Origin of the sequence: Deinococcus malanensis, assembly GCF_014647655.1 — a bacterium.
Taxonomy (GTDB): domain Bacteria; phylum Deinococcota; class Deinococci; order Deinococcales; family Deinococcaceae; genus Deinococcus; species Deinococcus malanensis.
On the sequence record NZ_BMPP01000001.1, the window covers coordinates 250,495 to 268,330 of the forward strand.

At 63.6% G+C, this 17,836-nt stretch carries 14 protein-coding genes; 7 read left to right on the top strand and 7 right to left on the bottom strand.

Features of this window, described 5'->3' with window-relative positions:
* Positions 1 to 510: 510 nt before the first annotated feature.
* The 3 genes from IEY49_RS01340 to IEY49_RS01350 all read left to right on the top strand — a co-directional run bounded on the left by IEY49_RS01340 (position 511) and on the right by IEY49_RS01350 (position 3,720).
* Positions 511 to 1,719 carry an ABC transporter ATP-binding protein gene (locus tag IEY49_RS01340; protein ID WP_189003799.1) on the top strand — a complete coding sequence of 403 codons (1,209 nt, stop codon included), beginning with the start codon at positions 511 to 513 and terminating at the stop codon, positions 1,717 to 1,719.
* Positions 1,720 to 1,974: 255 nt separating this feature from the next.
* Entirely contained in the window at positions 1,975 to 2,730 is a 756-nt protein-coding gene (locus IEY49_RS01345) for an ABC transporter substrate-binding protein (RefSeq protein WP_189003801.1), read from the top strand.
* A gap of 195 nt (positions 2,731 to 2,925) precedes the next feature.
* Positions 2,926 to 3,720 (top strand): amino acid ABC transporter permease, encoded by a 795-nt coding sequence (locus IEY49_RS01350; RefSeq protein ID WP_189003803.1) that lies wholly within the window; start codon positions 2,926 to 2,928, stop codon positions 3,718 to 3,720.
* A gap of 112 nt (positions 3,721 to 3,832) precedes the next feature.
* On the opposite strand, the gene IEY49_RS01355 is transcribed toward IEY49_RS01350, so the two are convergent.
* From IEY49_RS01355 to IEY49_RS01365, 3 genes are all read right to left on the bottom strand, one after another.
* Positions 3,833 to 5,077, bottom strand: coding sequence for an AI-2E family transporter (locus tag IEY49_RS01355; RefSeq protein WP_189003805.1), 1,245 nt, complete (start codon positions 5,075 to 5,077; stop codon positions 3,833 to 3,835).
* 81 nt (positions 5,078 to 5,158) lie between these two features.
* Positions 5,159 to 7,291, bottom strand: coding sequence for a TRAP transporter permease (locus IEY49_RS01360; protein ID WP_229780570.1), 2,133 nt, complete (start codon positions 7,289 to 7,291; stop codon positions 5,159 to 5,161).
* Between the two features lie 84 nt (positions 7,292 to 7,375).
* Positions 7,376 to 8,341, bottom strand: a complete 966-nt coding sequence (locus IEY49_RS01365; protein WP_189003807.1) for a TAXI family TRAP transporter solute-binding subunit — start codon at positions 8,339 to 8,341, stop codon at positions 7,376 to 7,378.
* 161 nt (positions 8,342 to 8,502) lie between these two features.
* Here IEY49_RS01365 and IEY49_RS01370 point away from each other — a divergent pair, with 161 nt between their 5' ends.
* Positions 8,503 to 9,321, top strand: coding sequence for an amino acid ABC transporter ATP-binding protein (locus IEY49_RS01370; protein WP_308424626.1), 819 nt, complete (start codon positions 8,503 to 8,505; stop codon positions 9,319 to 9,321).
* An 86-nt stretch (positions 9,322 to 9,407) separates the two neighbouring features.
* On the opposite strand, the gene IEY49_RS01375 is transcribed toward IEY49_RS01370, so the two are convergent.
* Together IEY49_RS01375 and IEY49_RS01380 are read right to left on the bottom strand one after the other, a co-directional pair.
* Complete coding sequence (locus IEY49_RS01375) at positions 9,408 to 10,679, bottom strand: MFS transporter (protein WP_189003809.1); 1,272 nt, start codon at positions 10,677 to 10,679, stop codon at positions 9,408 to 9,410.
* A gap of 77 nt (positions 10,680 to 10,756) precedes the next feature.
* Complete coding sequence (locus tag IEY49_RS01380; protein ID WP_189003811.1) at positions 10,757 to 12,406, bottom strand: chloride channel protein; 1,650 nt, start codon at positions 12,404 to 12,406, stop codon at positions 10,757 to 10,759.
* Between the two features lie 120 nt (positions 12,407 to 12,526).
* On the opposite strand from IEY49_RS01380, the gene IEY49_RS01385 reads away from it, so the two are divergent.
* Positions 12,527 to 13,927, top strand: a complete 1,401-nt coding sequence (locus IEY49_RS01385; RefSeq protein ID WP_189004208.1) for an NCS2 family permease — start codon at positions 12,527 to 12,529, stop codon at positions 13,925 to 13,927.
* Positions 13,928 to 14,419: 492 nt separating this feature from the next.
* Entirely contained in the window at positions 14,420 to 15,043 is a 624-nt protein-coding gene (gene sodA / locus IEY49_RS01390) for a superoxide dismutase [Mn] (protein WP_189003813.1), read from the top strand.
* A gap of 58 nt (positions 15,044 to 15,101) precedes the next feature.
* Here sodA and IEY49_RS01395 read toward each other — a convergent pair whose 3' ends face one another.
* Together IEY49_RS01395 and IEY49_RS01400 are read right to left on the bottom strand one after the other, a co-directional pair.
* Complete coding sequence (locus IEY49_RS01395) at positions 15,102 to 15,848, bottom strand: chlorite dismutase family protein (RefSeq protein ID WP_189004210.1); 747 nt, start codon at positions 15,846 to 15,848, stop codon at positions 15,102 to 15,104.
* A gap of 654 nt (positions 15,849 to 16,502) precedes the next feature.
* Positions 16,503 to 17,084 (bottom strand): acetoacetate decarboxylase family protein, encoded by a 582-nt coding sequence (locus IEY49_RS01400; protein ID WP_189003815.1) that lies wholly within the window; start codon positions 17,082 to 17,084, stop codon positions 16,503 to 16,505.
* 231 nt (positions 17,085 to 17,315) lie between these two features.
* Here IEY49_RS01400 and IEY49_RS01405 point away from each other — a divergent pair, with 231 nt between their 5' ends.
* Complete coding sequence (locus tag IEY49_RS01405; RefSeq protein WP_189003817.1) at positions 17,316 to 17,675, top strand: VOC family protein; 360 nt, start codon at positions 17,316 to 17,318, stop codon at positions 17,673 to 17,675.
* Positions 17,676 to 17,836 lie beyond the last annotated feature (161 nt).

Below are 17,836 nucleotides of genomic sequence, written 5' to 3' on the forward strand. Positions count from 1 at the left end.
ACGCGACGGACTCGCGTGTTTCAAATGTTTGGAACTGGTAGATCATATGACTGTTGTTACAATCCGCTCTCCATTGTTTCTTTATTCACCCCTCATTCAAAGGCGCGGCAACGCTGTGCCCTGGGGCCGCAGCAGGTCATCCGGCGGCTCCAGTTCATAAGCTGTAATCGTGAGCCAAAGCTTGGTCTGGGCCACCCGAACCTCAGGGATTACCTGTAGAGCAGGCTGCCTTTTGGGCGGTGGTGTACATGTCCTACCTTCGATATCCAGGGCACATGTGCCGGATTCCGGCCGCTTTTCGGTGGCAGACCTTCGGCAACCCGGCTGTATAGAGCGGCCCAGCCGCGCTCAAAACCGATGCTCCGCGTCCTCGTGGTAAAGTGAAGTGTCAGCGCAGCGGCAATGTACACCTGGGTTTCTCGTTCTCGTACCCCGGTTGCCCGACCCGTTTCCTCCCGTCAGGGACGAAGCACATTCGCGGGCAAGAGCAGGGGCGAAAGGCAGGCATGTATGGCAGAAGTGATTCTGGAGAACATCAACAAGCGCTACGGCACCAAGCATCACGCGGTCAAGGACTTCAACCTGCATATTGAAGACCGCGAGCTGATGGTGTTTGTGGGACCCTCGGGCTGCGGAAAGTCCACCACCCTGCGCATGATTGCAGGCCTGGAGGACATCAGCGACGGCATCCTCAAGATTGGCGACCGGATCGTCAACGATGTGCCGCCCAAAGACCGTGACATTGCCATGGTCTTCCAGAACTACGCGCTGTATCCGCACATGAACGTCTACGAGAACATGGCCTTTGGCCTGAAACTCCGCAAGACTCCGAAAGACGAGATCGACCGCCGTGTGCGTGACGCGGCCAAGATCCTGCAGATCGAGCATCTGCTGGGCCGCAAGCCCAAGGAGCTTTCCGGTGGTCAGCGTCAGCGTGTGGCCATGGGCCGCGCCATTGTGCGTGAACCCAAGGTCTTCCTGATGGACGAGCCGCTGTCCAACCTGGACGCCAAGCTGCGCGTGGAGATGCGCTCGCAGATCAGCCAGCTACACCGCCGCCTGGGCGCGACCATCGTCTACGTGACCCACGATCAGGTGGAGGCCATGACGCTGGGCAACCGCATCGTGGTGATGCGCGACGGCGTGATCATGCAGGTCGATACTCCCATGAACCTGTACGACTTCCCGCAGAACAAGTTCGTGGCCGGCTTTATCGGCAGCCCCAGCATGAACTTCCTGAACGGTACCGTGCAGAACGGCGAACTGGTCGTGGGTCAGAACCGCGTGGCCCCGATGGGCCGCCTGGGCCAGAGCCTGCGCGCCTACGAGGGCCGCGAGGTCACCATGGGCATTCGCCCCGAGCACGTCGGTGTGGTCGGCATGACTGACCTGCCACGCGGCAGCAACGTCCTGCGCGGCACCGTCGTCGTGGTCGAGCCGCTCGGTGCGCAGACCGATCTGATTATCGAGGTGGCGGGCCAGAACATCGTAGCCAAGGTGGAAGGCCAGGCGCTGGTCCAGCCCGGCGACTCCATTGATCTGCTGGTGGACCAGACCCGCCTGCACGCCTTCGATATGGCCACCGAACTGGCGATCGACCGTGGCACGCCGGCAGGAACGCGGGGTCAGGCTGATACCAGCGGCTTGGGCTACGAGTACCCAGCCTCGACGACAAGCACGACCACCACCACGACCATTACGGGTTCGCCCGTCGTCTGATCCTGCTCTCTGACAATTGAAAATAACCCGGTGGAGGAGCAGCCTATGTGCTAAGCTCCTCCGTCAGGTTTTATGGTGAATGCCAGGTTGCCTGAACTGCGCTCTCTGGAGCAGATGAACGCGTCTGTGTGGGCTTTCTCTGCACATAGATACATGCGCTACACTCGGCGCACCACAACTCTGTTCCTTCTTTCACAGTCCGTCCGGAGTGGCGGCGTGTCTACTCGACCACTGCGTCCTTCTCAAGGAGAACCCATGAAACATACCCTGCTGACCCTGACTGCCCTGGCCCTTCTGAGTGGCAGCGCTGATGCGCGCACCTGGGAGGCCATCAAACAGAGCGGAACCATCAAGATCGCCACTGAAGGAGCCTTCCCACCGTTCAACATGACCAAAGGCAAGGAACTGACGGGCTTTGAGGTCGATCTGGCCAACCAGTTGGCCAAGCAGCTGGGACTGAAGGTCCAGTGGGTCACCCAGCCCTTCGATAACCTGCTGATCGGCCTGAATCAGGACCGCTACGACTTTGTGATTGCCAGCCACGGCATCACGCCAGAGCGCGCAAAGGCCGTGAACTTTGCCAATCCCCACTACTGCACCGGGGGCGCCATCGTCACGCGTACCGGCGGTCCGAAAACAGCGGCGGCCCTGAAAGGCAAGAGGGTGGCCGTACAGGTGGGCACCACCTACCTGGAAAACGTGCGCAAGGTCCCTGGTGTGGGTGACGTCAAGACCTTCCCCAAGGACACCGATGCCCAGGCCGCACTGATGGCCGGCCGGGTCGACGCCTGGGTGGGCGACAAGTTTACCGGGATCGACCTGGTCAAGGCCCAGAAGGGCAAGGTTGTGCAGGGCGACATGCTGTTCAGGGAGCGCATCGCCATGGCCGTGAAAAAGGGCAACAGCAGCCTGCTCAAGGAACTGAACGCGGCGCTGGCCAAATCACAGGCCAACGGGACCTACGCCAAGCTCAGCAACCAGTACTTCGGACAGGACGTTCGCTGCAAATAAGGTGAGAACAGGGGCCGGTTAAAGCCTCTGAACAGCGACATGATGGCGGGGGGCGCCCGGTTGCGCCATGACCGGGTGCCCTGTGCTCGCCTGAAATTGCTGTACTTTCCGCAGCCAGACGCGGTATGCCATGCTCCAGACCATGAACGAATGTCCTGACCGTTTTGCCGTTCCCTGCTTTCCCCGGGGCACGGCGTGACGGCTCCCCGAGTCAGCGCGCCACGCCAGCCGGTAGCGTCTCACAACCTGCTGCTGTGGCTGCTTGGCGCCGCCGCCGCTTTCCTGGTCCTGTTCGGCCTGATCACCCTGATTCTGCGGCAGATGCCCGACCCTATCGGACCGCGTGCGGACCTGTTTGTCGAAGGGGCCCGCATGACCCTGCAGCTGACGGTGGTCAGCGGCCTGATCGGGCTGGTGATCGGAATGGTGGCGGGAATTCAGAAAACCAGCAGCAGCTGGCTGGTGCGTGCGCCCGCCAGCCTGTTTATCTGGCTGATCCGCGGAACCCCTCTGCTGGTGCAGATCTTGTTCGTGTACAACGCCCTGCCGCCTTTGCTGGCCGCGATCGGCCTGAAGGTTGAACTCAACGAGTTCTGGTCTGCGGTGATTGCCCTGGCCCTGAATGTCGGTGCGTACAACGCTGAGGTGATCCGGGCCGGCATTCTGGCAATTCCACGGGGTCAGACGGAGGCCGCTCGCAGTCTGGGTCTCAGCGGCGGACTGACCATGAGCACGGTGGTCCTGCCGCAGGCCCTGCGGATTGTGGTGCCCCCACTGGTCAACAACCTGGTAGCGCTGCTCAAAGATTCCTCGCTGGCCTCGACCATCGCGCTGCTGGAGCTGTCATTGGCCGGAGCACGCGTCTCCAGCGAGAGCTTCCAGCCGGTGCCGGTGCTGACGACCATCGCTGCCGTCTACCTGGCGCTGACCACTGTGATGACGCTGTTTACCGATCAGCTCGAAAAGCGCGTCAAGGTCGCCAGCCGCTAGGGGAGCTGTCAGGCTGGTCCGCTGCGCTGGGCTTCGTGTCCAGTGAAACCACAAGATGAAGCCGCCGGGAAGCTGTCTCTCCGGCGGCTCTGGTGTCTGTGCTCAGGCTGTCTTACCCCACCGGGCCTTGACCGTGTTGGGCCTGTGGTGATCCGGCTGAGGTAGCACTTGGCGGCGTAGGTGCCATGGTATGACCCTGGTGGGTCCGGCTGGGCAGCCAGTAACGCTGCATCCAGCGTTTGAGCAGGGTGGCGAACGGAATGGCCAGCAGCGCGCCGCCGACGCCGCCAAGTGCCAGACCGATCAGCAGCGCAATCAGGATCGCCGCAGCACTGAGGTGCATCGTGCGCCCCATGATCAGCGGTCCAATGACGTTGCCCAGCAGCTGATTGATCAGGAAGTACAGTCCGGCGACCAGCAGGATGGTGGTGGTGCCCATCGGAATGGCCTGGAACATGGCCAGGATCGAAGCCAGAACAATACCAACATAGGGAAACAGATTGATAATTCCGCTCAGCAGCCCAATGGCCAGGGCATTCGGAACCTTGAGCAACAGCAGCCCGGTGGTGGCCAGGACCACGCACGCTACCAGCATCAGCAGGCTGCCGCGCAGGTAAGCGCCGAAGCTCTCGCTGACGTCCTCGGACAGCTGCAGGGCGGTGGGTTGCCAGGAACGCGGCAGCACCTGCAACATGCTGCGGCCTATGCCGTCGTAATCGATCATGAAGTACATGGCCAGTGTGACGATAAACCCGACCTGGCCCAGCCAGCCCACCAGATTGCTCAGGGTTTTCAGGACTGTCGGGCCGGAACTGAGCAGGCGCTCGGCCAGGGGCCCGGCGTTCTGGGTGATGTCCTCGACCTCGCGGTCAATGTAGGTGGTCAGGCTTTCCTTCAGACCTTCGGTGCCCGGGAGACTGTCGAGCCGGTCCAGCAGCGTGATGACGACCGCCTTGAGGCTGCGCGCCAGTTCGGGAACGCTGCTGAGCATGCCGTTGATCTGCGAGCTGACCGTCATGACTACAGCCGTGACCAGCGAAATGCCCAGCACCAGCAGGAGCAGCACGCCCACCATGCGGCCGACCCGGTGGCGCTCCAGCCACGTCAGCAGCGGGTTGCACAGGAAAGCCAGACCGTAGGCCAGGAACACCGTCACCAGGACGCTGGCCAGCAGGCCCGACATCCGCAGAATGCCCCACAGCAGCAGCGGAGCCAGCACGGCATAAATGGCCAGTCGTACCAGGGGACGGGCCCATAGTGCCCGGATCAGATCGGGAACGTTGCGGGCCTGAACGGAAGAGCCGGCCGGATCAGGGGCGGGTGAAGAGCCAGAGGGCGAAAGAGGGTTCCTGCTCACACTCACATCCTGCCACCTGCAGCCCACACAGACGCGTCCCCCACCGGTTGGTCAGGGACGCGTAAAGGTGTGCTTTGAAGATCAGGCAGCGGTGGGAACAGGAGTGGACGGTCCCTTCTGGCCAGCTTTCTGCCAGAAGTACACCACGGCAATCAACGCCAGGGCGCCCAGGTTCCACACGATGTCGGTCGGGATAATCAGAATGAAGGCGGCGGCCAGCAGCAGCAGTGTCTGAACCAGATTGGTCCGGCGGTGCAGGAAACGCAGAGTGGCGGCACTGAAGGCGACAAGACCGATAAAAGCGAACACGACCATGGGAATCGCCTCTCCCAGCGGCAGCCCGCCCAGCCGGTTGTTGGCAATCAGCAGCAGCTGCGGGTTGAAGAACATCATGTAGGCCAGCAGGGCCGTGCGCAGTTCGTATTTGAAGGCCTGCACGCCCGTTTTCACCGGGTCCCCGCCCGAGATGGCAGCGGCCGCGAAGGCCGCCAGGGCAACCGGAGGCGTACTGTCGGCCATGATGCCGAAATAGAACACGAACATGTGTACTGGCAGCATCTGGGCCGGGTTACTGGTGTCCAGGCCTGCGATACGCGCGATGATCGGCACGATCAGGGCACTCATCAGGATGTAGTTGGCGGTGGTGGGCAGGCCCATGCCCAGAATCAGCGCGATCAGCTGGCCCATCATCAGCACCACCAGAATTCGCACGAACTCGTTGGCGAACAGTGCCGCCACCCCTTCCACAAGATCTGCCAGACCAAAGCCCAGGCCCGTGACCGTCACGATGCCCACGATGATCCCGGCAGCGGCGGTTGCGACGGCAATACCGACCATGCTGCGCGCTCCGGCCTCGAAGGCCTCGATCAGCTTGCGGCCGCCGTCAATGACACTGCGCAGCAGGGTGCGGCCATCCTTCCGCCCCCAGAACACCTCCTGGACCAGCATCATCACCACCATGATCAGAATGGTGTACAGGGCAATCCGCTCCGGGTTAGCGTCCGGGTTGGAGGTCAGCACGCCGATCAGGTAGCCCAGCGGCAGAAGGTAGTACCAGCCTTCGAGAACCGTGCGCCGCACCGGAGGCAGCTCGCTTTTCGGCAGGCCCCGCAGGTTGAGTTTCAAGGCCTCGATGTGGGCCACCACCAGCAGCGCCGCGTAACACAGGAAGGCAGGAATCGCCGCGGCCAGGATCAGGCTGCGGTATTCGATGTTGAGGTTCTGGGCCATGATGAATGCCGCGGCGCCCATCACCGGTGGCATCAGCTGACCGTTGGACGAACTTGCAACCTCGATCGCACCGGCCTTCTCGCGGCTGTAACCGGTCCGCATCATGGTGCCGATGGTGATGTTGCCGCCCGTCACCACGTTGCTGACGGCTGAGCCGCTGATGACGCCGTTCAGACCGCTGGACAGGATGCTGGCCTTGGCCGCCCCACCCCGAAAACCGCCCAGCACGCCCTGCGCGACGCGCATAAACCAGTCGCCCGCCCCCAGCTTGTCAAACACGGCGCCGAACAGCACGAACAGAAAGACGATCTGTGCACTGACGCCCAGCGCCGTTCCGAAGATTCCTTCCGTGTTGGTGGCTAGCTGACCGATCAGCTGCGGCCAGGTGTAGCCGCCGTGAAAGGGCGTCTGGATGCCCTTGATCAGCCCCTTGGCCCCCATGAATGCAAACAGGATGAAGGACAGCGAGATCAGTGGCATGGCAATGCCGATGGTGCGCCACGCGGTCAGCAGCAGCAGCACGACCAGAGCGCTGCCAGCCATCAGATCCAGTGGCACGTCAGCGCGGATGCCGCCGTTTCCGGCAATGTTGGCGTACTGCGCCACGAAATACAGGGCGCTGCCTGTGGCTGCAGCGCCCAGAAGCCAGTCAGACCAGGGCACCCGCGTCTGGGGCCGCCCCGGGGTCTTCCGGAAAGGAAAGACCAGAAATGCCAGCGCAAACGCAAAGCCCAGGTGAACCGCCCGCAGGGTCGTGGGAACCAGCGTGCCGTTCCAGGCCGCATACATCTGAAACAGACACCAGCCCACCGCGATGATGGTCACCAGACGCTGCTGCCAGCCGAAGAGCTTGCGTCCACCGGTTTCTGCGGCCTCGACCATTTCAATGGCGCGGCGCTCGCCTTCGGTCATCGGGGCGGGATGGTTCGGGCCGTGGGCGTCCAGGCTGGGATCGCTGCTGACCGGTCTTGTCGGGTCACTCATGGGTAACTCATCCTCTCTGAATGAGACAGGGCCAGTCGCTCGGGTGGTGGCGACTGGCCCGGAAATCAGGCCTGCTGCGAGGCCTTAGCGGACGTTCTGTCCCTGTTCCTTCCAGTACTTCAGGGCTCCAGGGTGCAGGGGGGTGGGCAGGCCCTTGACCGCCTTGGCATCACTGTAGTTGGTCGAAACGCTGGGGTGCAAGGCGCGCAGGCCCTTCTCGTCGCCGAAAATGGCCTTCATGGCCTTGTAGACCGTATCGTCGCTCAGGGCCGTGGTGGTGACCAGGGTGGCCTGCACGGCCACGCCCGGAACGGTGGCCCCGACGCCCTTGTAGCTCTTGCCGGGAATGTTGTAACGCACGTAGAAGGGGTACTTCTTGATCAGCGCGCTGGCCTGATTTCCGCTGACCGGGACCAGCTTGACGTCCACGGTCTGGGCAATCTGGGTAATCGCGCTGGCGCCCACACCGACGGTGTAGAACAGGGCGTCGGCACGCTTGTCCTGCATCAGCGTGATGCCCTGAGCGGGGGAGACGCGCAGTGCCTGGCCCAGGTCGTCAAACTTCAGGCCGTAGGCTTCGAGCACCTGACGGGCTGTCTGCTCGGTACCGGAGCCCAGGTCGCCAATGACCACGCGCTTGCCGCGCAGGTCGGCAATCGAGTTGATGCGGGCGTCCTTGCGGGCGATGACGTGCAGGACTTCCGGGTACAGGACGGCCAGGCTGCGCACCTTGTTGTTGGCCTTGCCTTCGAACGCCTGGATGCCGGTGCCCCGGAACGCATAGAAAGCCACGTCGTTCTGCACGATGGCCATATCCAGTTCGCCGGTCGCCAGGGCGTTCATGTTGAACACGCTGCCGCCGGTGGAACGGGCGTTGGCGCGCAGGCCCGCGTTGCTGTCATTGAGCATCTTGGCCATGCCCGTCGCCACCGGGAAGTAGACCCCGGTGGTGCTGCCAGAGCCGATGGTCAGAAAGCTGCCCTGGGCCAGCGCCACAGCGCTGACACCCAGTACGACAGCGGCTCCAATAAATTTCTGCGATTTTTTCATGTGTGATCCTCCTGGAATAACCTGTCCCCCTGGGACGGGTTTGCCTATGTGCTGAATGCCGGAAATCGTACCATAAGGCCCGCTGGGCCACAGGAAGTTGAGCCATCATGCTCCCGGCTGTAGAACCAATGATCCTGGTGCGGGCCGTGTAGAGTGACCGCATGACCCAGCGGGCCGCCTCATCTCCCCATGCCCCCACGCCGACACCCCTTGAAGATGGCCAGTCCAGCCGCTCTGAGGCCGGCCGTGCACCCATCATTGTCGCGGAGAATGTGCACAAGCACTTCGGGAGCTTTCACGCCCTGCGCGGCGTGAACCTGCAGGTCCGCAGCGGCGAGGTGGTGGTGGTGATCGGGCCCTCGGGCAGCGGCAAAAGCACCTTTATCCGTACCCTGAATGCCCTGGACCCGCACGACGGCGGCAGCATTACCATCGACGGCATTCCCCTGAATGGCCGCCACAACCTCGACGCCATCCGGCGTGAGGTCGGCATGGTGTTCCAGAGCTTCAACCTGTTTCCGCACCTCACGGTCCTGGACAACATCACGCTGGCGCCCATCCGCGTGCGCCGGCTTAGCCGCGCCGAGGCCGAGGCGCGGGGCCTGGAACTGCTACGGCGGGTGGGCATCGAGGAGCAGGCCCATAAGTTTCCGGCGCAGCTGTCCGGGGGGCAGCAGCAGCGGGTGGCCATTGCGCGGGCGCTGGCGATGGACCCCAAGATCATGCTGTTTGACGAGCCGACCAGTGCGCTTGACCCGGAGATGATCAAGGAAGTGCTGGACGTGATGAAGGAACTGGCGCGCAGCGGCATGACCATGCTGGTGGTGACCCACGAGATGGGCTTTGCGCGTGAGGTGGCCGACCGGATTCTGTTTTTCGATCAGGGCAGCATCGTGGAAGACACCACCCCGGAAAACTTCTATCAGAACCCTCAGCACGAGCGCGCCAAGGCTTTCCTCTCCAAAATTCTCGGCCACTGAATACAGGGGCCCGTCGGGACCTCCTGTCCTGAACGGGCCGACTGCGGACCAGAGAAAATAACTTAGGCCGGCGCGCCTGAAATCGCCTACGCGTCGCGGCGCAGGCGGCCGCATTGCCACCATGCCAGCGCGCACAGCACCGCGCTCATGAGGAAGACCGGCGTGTACCCCGCCACGTCGGCCACCAGCCCGCCCAGGACCGGCGTGAACAGCGCGGCGCCCACCAGGGTATTCAGGGTGCCGATATAGCGGCTGCGTGCTTCGGGCGGCGCGATGTTGAGCAGGTGATTGGTGTGCCCCAGGTTGAAGCCCTGAGCAGCCACGCTGGACAGGACAAAGACCCACAGATACGCCCAGGCGCCCAGGTCCAGCGCACCGACCAGCAGGGCTGCCAGGGGGGCCAGCCCATAGAACACGCTGGCGTAGCGGATGATCCGCCGGGAGCCGTTGCGTTCGGCGACCCGCTGCCAGACCACGTTCGACAGTGGGGCGGCGCCGGTGAGGGCCATCACGAACACGCCGAGTGTGGCGGCCGGGAAATTCAGCTCGCGCAGCGCGTTGGCTGCAAAAAACGGTTCGCTCATGCTGGCCCCAGCCAGCAGCAGCCGGACCGTCAGAAAGGCCCGGAAGTGCGGGTCCCGCAGTGTCTCCGGGATAGCGCGCACCTCTCCGCGCACCCCCTGGGCCTCCTGTGGCGGGTCCGGGGGCTCCTGAATGCGCCCGAAGACCCAGTAGCCCAACGTGAAGGCCAGCGTACCCAACGCAAAGATCAGCGCGTAGTCATACGGAAACTGCAGTCCGGAAGAGCCCAGAATCCAGCGGACCAGCAGCCCCGCCCCAAAGGCGAGCAGCCCGCCGTACAGGTTGCGGGTGCCGAAAAATCTGGGCCGACGCGCTGGAGTGACTGTCTTGCTGACCACCTCCAGAAAGGGCAGTCCGGACACCCCTGAAGCCAGCGCATTGATCAGCATGGCCAGCACGAACAGGCTCAGGCACAGGGTCGGGCGATCTGCCAGGAAGGCGGCAACCAGCACCATGGCCAGGTATGTCGCCGTGCGCACCAGCGCCGCGGAGCGGTACACCGGCAGTTTGTAGGCCAGGGGCCGCACCCGCGCGGCGACCAGCAGCTGAGGCAGCATCCAGCCGCCACCCGCGATGGCCGGCAGCAGCCCGATCACCCAGTTCGGGGCGCCCAGGCGCGCGGCAAACCCTGCTACCACGACCGAGACGCTCATAAACCCGTCACCGGTGAACACCGCCCAGCCGTTCAAAATCCCCAGGCGCTCGTTGCGGTTCCAGCCTGCGGTCTGGCCTGAGCGATCAGGAGAGAGGGGGGCGGAAGAGGGTGAATCGCTCATGTCCGTGCAGGCTACGCCACCTTGATCCGGGTTGAACCTGTTGCAGTCGGCTCATCCGGACGGCCTGCCCCGATGGCTTAGTTGCCGGGCAGGCGCAGCACACCCTCCAGGGCTTCATAGGCCTCCGGCCGGGCCAGGAAGACCAGTTCGTCCTGGGCGGTCAGGCGCAATTCCGGCCGTGGCAGGCGAACGGTGCCGTCGCGAACCACACCCACGACCTCGACCCCCGGCGGAAGACTCAGAAGCGTCAGCCGCGCTCCCAGCCAGCTTCTCGGCACTCCGCGCCGGTACAGTTCACGCTCGGGCGCCGACAGTCCTGAACTGTCGGGCGCCCGGCTCTCGGTCGGTGCGTCGAACAGTTGACCGGGGGCGGGTTCTGCAGGTTCGGGCACACGGCGCGCGGCAAAGCGGATGCCTTCGGGCAGCAACACCGCACCCCGGCGCATTCCGCTGTCCTGGCGTGAATCGACCTGGGAGGGCACCAGCCCGGCGGTGCTGCTCAGCACGTGTGCCAGACCGGCCGCCAGCAACAGCGCCGGCAACAGGGCGTCGCCGCCCCAGGCGACGGCCAGCAGCGCCGCCGCGACCGGCACATTCAGGGTTACAGTCAGAAACGCGGTGGCACCCACCAGCGCCGCCACAGCCGTGTCCAGCCCCAGCAGACTGCCCAGCCCGGCCCCCAGCACGCCTCCAGCTCCCACGGACGGCAGCACCCCACCACCAAAGGCGAGGTGGGCGCCCAGGGCCAGCAGGACCCAGCGCCAGGCCCCCTGCCCGGCGCCTTCGCCACCCAGGAACCCGGACACCCCTAGCTGGGTCCAGCCCAGACCGTCGCCCAGCACCGCCGGAGTGCTGAAGACCGCCACGGCCGCAGTGATCAGGCCGAAGGCTCCGCCCAGCACCGGCCGGAGCCACCCGGCGGTCAGATCCTGGGGGATGGCCCGCACCGTCTGCAGCAGGACCCAGCCCGCTCCAGTAATCACGAGGGCCACCAGGGCAAAGGCCGGAACCTGAGCCAGCGAGGGCACCTGCACGTCCGGCACGCTCAGAAGCGGCTCGAAGCCGAAGGCCAGACCGTACACGGCGCTGCCGGCCACGGCTGCCAGGACGCACGGCATCAGTACTTCGAACTCGAATTCGAAACGGCGGTACAGAACCTCCACAATCAGGACGGCTGCTGCCAGTGGTGCGTGCAGGACGGTGCCCAGGGCAGCGGCAGCTCCGGCCAGGGTAAGGGTGCGGACCTCCACGGCGTCCAGCTGAGCCGCGCGGCGCAGCAGGCTGGTGCCCAGCTGGCCGACCAGGGTGAAAGCCGAGTCGCGGCCCACCATCAGCCCGGCGCTGTAGGCCACACCAGTGGCGGCCAGGATCCGGCCCTGTTCGGCCGGTGAGGGCCACTGTCCGCGCGCGTGGTAACCGCGGACCAACTGGGTCAGAGCGTCGCCCTGCTGTGCCGGCACCAGCCAGGCATACAGAGCACCCACGACCGGCAGCGCCAGCAGGGACCACGGCAACACGTCGCCGAAGACCATCAGCAGGCCGCCCTCTCCAGGAGTTCCGGGCGGAGCGTATCCGGTGAGCAGGGCCACCAGGGGGGTGGCGGCGTCCAGCGCCAGGCGAAGCAGAATGCACAGGCCACCTACCAGGGTGCCCAGCAGAACACTGAGAACCACCAGACGCCCGGTTTCCAGGCGGGTGAGGACGGCGCGGGGCAGCGGGGAACGCATCTCTGGCGTGCATGGTAGTGCAAAGACCCTCGGGGGGCTCTATCCGTGCCTTGTCAGGTGCTGGGGTCGTTGCCTGCACCTGTGCCAGAGTCCGTGAGGATGGTTACCCTGAAAGGCGTGATGACACCACCACCGCCCGGCCCCACCGTCCCCCGGGGTTCCCTCGACGCCTTTTTCGGCCTCAGTGCCCACGGCAGCAACGTGCCACAGGAAGTGCGTGCCGGAATCACGACCTTCCTGACCATGAGCTACATCCTGTTCGTGAACCCGCAGGTATTGTCCAGCGCCATCAACGTGCCGAACGCCTTCGTGCAGTTGCTGATGGCCACGGCTGTTGCGGCGGCCATCGGTTCCCTGGCTATGGGTCTGGTGGCCAAATACCCGTTTGCTCAGGCACCGGGCATGGGCCTCAACGCCTTTTTTGCGTTCACGGTGGTTCTGGGTTTAGAAGTGCCCTGGCAGACTGCCCTGGGCGCTGTCTTTATCAGCGGGGTGCTGTTCGTGCTGCTGAGCGTGCTGGGTGCCCGGCACGCCATTGTGCGGGCCATCCCCTTAAGCCTCAAATTCGCCATTACGGCCGGTATCGGGGCCTTTCTGGCGTTTCTGGGGCTGCGCAGCGCCGGAATTGTGGTCAACAACGACGCCACCCTGCTGGGGCTGGGCAACCTCACAGCGCCCAGCGCCTGGCTGGCTGTCCTGGGCCTGATCGTCACTGCGGTGCTGATGGCCCGCCGGGTCACGGGCGCCATTCTGTACGGCATCCTGCTGACCACCCTGGTCGCGGTGATCACACGCGTGCCGGTGTACGTCGGGGGAGCGGAAGGCGCCCTGCAGGCGTTTCCTGGGCTGACCGGGCGCGTCCTGGGTATTTTCGATGCGCCGGTGTGGCCAGCCGACCTGGTCGGGCAGCTGGACATCGCCGGAGCCCTGGGACTGGGACTGCTGAGCGTGGTGTTCACATTCTTCTTCGTCGATTTCTTCGATGCCACTGGCACATTGACTGGTCTGGCCCAGAAAACCGGCGCCCTGGACGAGAACGGTGACATGCCGCGTGCCCGCCGCACCTTCGCGATGGACGGTCTGGCCGCCATGTTCGGCGCCTTCATGGGCACGAGTACGACCACCGCCTACATCGAGTCGGCCAGCGGTATTGGAGAAGGAGGGCGCACTGGTCTGACTGCCGTCACTGTGGGTGTGCTGTTTCTGCTCAGTATGTTCCTGTGGCCCCTGGCAGCGGCCATTCCTGCGGCGGCGACTGCCCCAGCCCTGATTCTGGTGGGCGCCCTGATGATGGAAGGAGTGCGGCACATCGACTGGGACGACATCAGCGTCAGCCTTCCGGCCTTCCTGACAGTCATCGTTATGCCGCTGACCTTCAGCATCGCCAACGGCGTGAGCCTGGGCGTGATCGCTTACTGTGCCATCCGGGCGCTGAGTGGCCGGGCCCGCGAAGTGAGTCCGATCCTTTACGTGATTGCTGCGCTGCTGCTGGCGCGTTACGTGTTTCTGGCCGCCGAGTAGTGCCCTGGGTCCGCGTCCTGGCTGGATAGCTGTGGTGCATTCCGCCTCTCAATGTATGCAGGCTGTCTTGCAAGCCCGGAACAGTTTTGAGCGCCACGGTGTTTGGGGTGCACCTGCAAATGGTCAGAAGGGGGCGATTCTGTACTCTGGCCTCTTCCTTAGGCATCCGTGCAGGTTGCCTGGTCGCGGATGTCGCCTTGAAGCATCCACTGACTGGTCAACTCCTCTCGCAGACCAACATGGACCTGTAAAGACTCCATACGTGATTCGGAACCTGCCACTTAAGCCCGGAAAGTAGCTGGCTGGCACTGCCGAACCTCTGTACCGTGCACCGTATCCTGCCCGCACATTAAGTCCCGGTAAAGCCGATGCGCCGGGTCTTCCAGCCTGCCCCCCCTGTAAGATGAGGCCGAAAGTCAGGTTCGCGCCGTGTCCGCCTGGCGCCGCCGTCGGCACGGAATCGCCCGTCCCTGACCTGAAAGGAGTTTCACCATGGCTTATGAACTTCCCCAGCTGCCCTATGCCTACGACGCCCTGGAACCCCACATCGATACCCGCACCATGGAGATCCACCACACCAAGCATCACCAGGCTTACGTGGACAACGCCAACAAGGCGCTCGAAGGCAGCGAAATGGCCAGCCTGCCGGTCGAGGAACTGATCCAGAAACTCGATCAGGTGCCCGCTGAGAAGAAGACTGTGCTGCGTAACAATGCCGGTGGACACGCCAACCACAGCCTGTTCTGGCAGGTCATGGGCCAGGGCAAGGGTGGTCAGCCCAGCGGTGAACTGATGGAGGCGATCAACGCCGCCTTCGGTTCGTTTGACGCTTTCAAAACGAAGTTCGAAGACGCCGCCAAGACCCGCTTCGGTTCCGGCTGGGCGTGGCTGGTCGTCAAGGACGGCAGCCTGGCCGTCGTGAGCACGGCCAACCAGGACAACCCGCTGATGGGTGAGGCCATCGCCGGCGCCAGCGGCACCCCGATCCTGGGCGTGGACGTCTGGGAGCATGCCTACTACCTCAACTACCAGAACAAGCGCCCTGATTACCTCAGCGCCTTCTGGAATGTCGTCAACTGGGACGAAGTTAGCCGCCGTTACGCTGCTGCCAGGTAGGGTCAATGAAATCGCCCCGGCCAGCAGCGGCCGGGGCGATTTTTATGCCTGATACGGCTTAGGCCAGGTCATTCAGGACGTCGCTGAGGTCCTTTTTCAGGCAGGTGAACATCGGCGTGTCGGACAGGGTGTAATTGCTTGCCTCGGTGTAGCGCAGGCGGTGCACCAGATCCACGAATTCCTGCGGATAATCGGAATCGAAGCTGACCACGAACTCCTGATCGTCGATGCCGTAGGAGTAACTGGTGTTGATGCGCACCCCTTTGAACGGCCCGGAGGCGTAGATGTGCTCGTCCATCATGCCCTGGCGGGCGTGAGGGGTGAGGTCGTACCAGGCCCGGGTCTTGATAAACGGGTAGATAAACAGATACTTGCCCTGTCCAGGCAGAATTTCCAGGCCGTGACCGCTGCCCTCGATCCGGTTGACGTACTGGCTGCGCTTCTGCATGGCGATGTAGTTGTAGGGCTGAGACAGGTAACCCATCAGACGGGTGCGGTTAAGCCGTGCCTGGGCCTCCTGAAACTCGCGCAGATCAAAGGCAATGCGCCACAGCATCAGGTCCACGTCACCACGCACGCCCGCTAGACCGTAGCTGCGCTGAATGAGCCCTTTTTCGGCGGGGGCATCTTCGGTCCAGCTGCTGGCTGCAGCCAGGAACTCTGCCTTGATCTCGTCGCGTTCCGCCTGCGGCAGACGCCGGAATGCCGGGTCCAGCTTGAAGAACGCATAATTCAGGAACTGCCGCTGAGCGCGGTCCGGATCGCGTTGCGTCACCTGGCCGCTGGGATCAAGGTCCACCATCATCTTGGGCCGGCCGGGCTTGCCGGCGGGGCGTGTGCCACCGGCGGGAGTGTTGCTCTCCGCTGGTGGAGTAACGTCACCGGCTCCAGCAGGCCGGTCGTTCTCGGGCTGGCCGGTCATTGAGCTGCCGCCACAAGAATCTGCTGGGCGGGGAGGCGGCTCTCTGATGTATGCCCAGCGGGCAGGGCGGTATGAAGTCGGTTCATGATTTCCTCCAGTAATGTCGTGCTGGTGCGGTGATCTGCGCCAACAGCACGTGGCTTGAATTACTCAGTCTGACTGGGCCGCATGGCGGTACGGGCTCCTTCGGTGTTGCCTTGCCGAGCCAGGCGCCAGATGCTCTTCAGGTTGTCCGTGCTGCCCCGTATCCTTCCAGTCCTGGGCTGAGATGAGGAGACTTCGGTTGATCCACGTCCGCTACTTTTCCACCGCCAGTGCAGGACGTATTGCCCCGAACGACCGGTCAGGAGAATTCAGAGCTCACCAGTGGCCAGTATGCAGCCCCGGCCTTTGGAGAGAGCAGAAATATGGGCGCCAGATCGCCTTTTTCGGACGTCGTGCATAGACTTGACAGGTCTTGGATTCCACTCTATTCTGTATCTATCACCGTCCGAGAAGGGCGGATTTTTTAGTTCTCTCGGTTGCAAATCCCTAACCTCAGGGCTTCTGGATTCCATCAGGGAAAAGCAGCGTGAACTCCGGAACCGTTATGGCCACCAGAGGCTGATGGTCAGCCGTCAGGCCGCTTACTCCGCTCGCATCACACCGGGAGAGCCGTGCAAGTCCCAGCCAGCCTTGACCGGTCGGAGTTGTGAGTACGCGTCCGCTGCCGTCCAGGGCAGGCTGGTCCAGCGTGCGCCAGGGGGCCGGAAGCCAGCGCAGATTCCCGGGAACACTCCAGGGACTTTCAGAAAAGCCCAGCTGTGCGATGAGCTGGCCAGTGGCAGCTGTGACCTGCACCCGGTTCGGTGTGCTCCACTCGAATAAGGCCAGCGTTTTGGGTATGGCCCAGTTGCGCCGGCCCCACGTCATGCTGGCTTCCTGGCTGACCACGATACGCCGGATAACGGGATTCCCCCACGGACGGGCGGGAAGGTCCAGCCACATCAGTTCGTCATAGGGTCCAACCGGTGAACTGGCGTACTGCACCAGCACCAGCGCACCGGCGCGGCCTGCACTGCTCTTCGCGTACAGGGCGAAGAGTCCGCGTCCCGTGAGTCGCCAGGGTGGAGGTGTCATGCGGATTCCAATGGAATCCTACGGGTTCCAGAGTTTGACCCGGGCTCACACGACAAGAACACACGTTGCCAGACCGGGGACCATGGGCCGGTGCACCATCGGGAGCCGATCTCGAACGGCAAGGGGCTTCCTGTGGGTCCCGGGTCCCGTGCGCTAACCAGCGCCTCCCGGAGTTTGAACACGAAATCAACGGCAGGGCGCATCACACTGCCCAGGGTACGATGAAGCCCGATGCTCAAACACGTCTCCTTCCTGACACGCGAACTGTCAACCACCCTGGCCTTTTATGAGCAGCTGGGCGCCGTCACGGAAAAGCGGGTCGTGACGTCAGAGGGCTACGGGCGCGCTGTGTTGAGTCTGGGCGGAGGACGCCTGCAACTGTTTGAGGTTGCTGGCGAGATGCCACAGCCGCACCCACACTGGGCCGAGCACATTGCAATTCATGTTCGTGACCTGCAGCAGCTTCTGCCGGTGCTCCGGGATGCGGGCGTGCGGGTAACCCGCGACCTTCAGCTGAGCCCCGGTGGCCGTGACATGGCCTTCGTGCTCGATCCGGACGGACGGCAGGTCGAGTTGCTGGAAGCCGACTGATACAGGGCCCGCTCACACAGGACAGCATCTGCCTTTTACCGCAGTGCTTCTGCGCGTTGCCACCATTCTGCGACTTTGAGTCGGGGCTGAGGCTCTCCTACAACCGTACCCAGAGTTCGAATGAAGCGGCACACTGAATGGCAGCGAGCCAGTGCCCATCA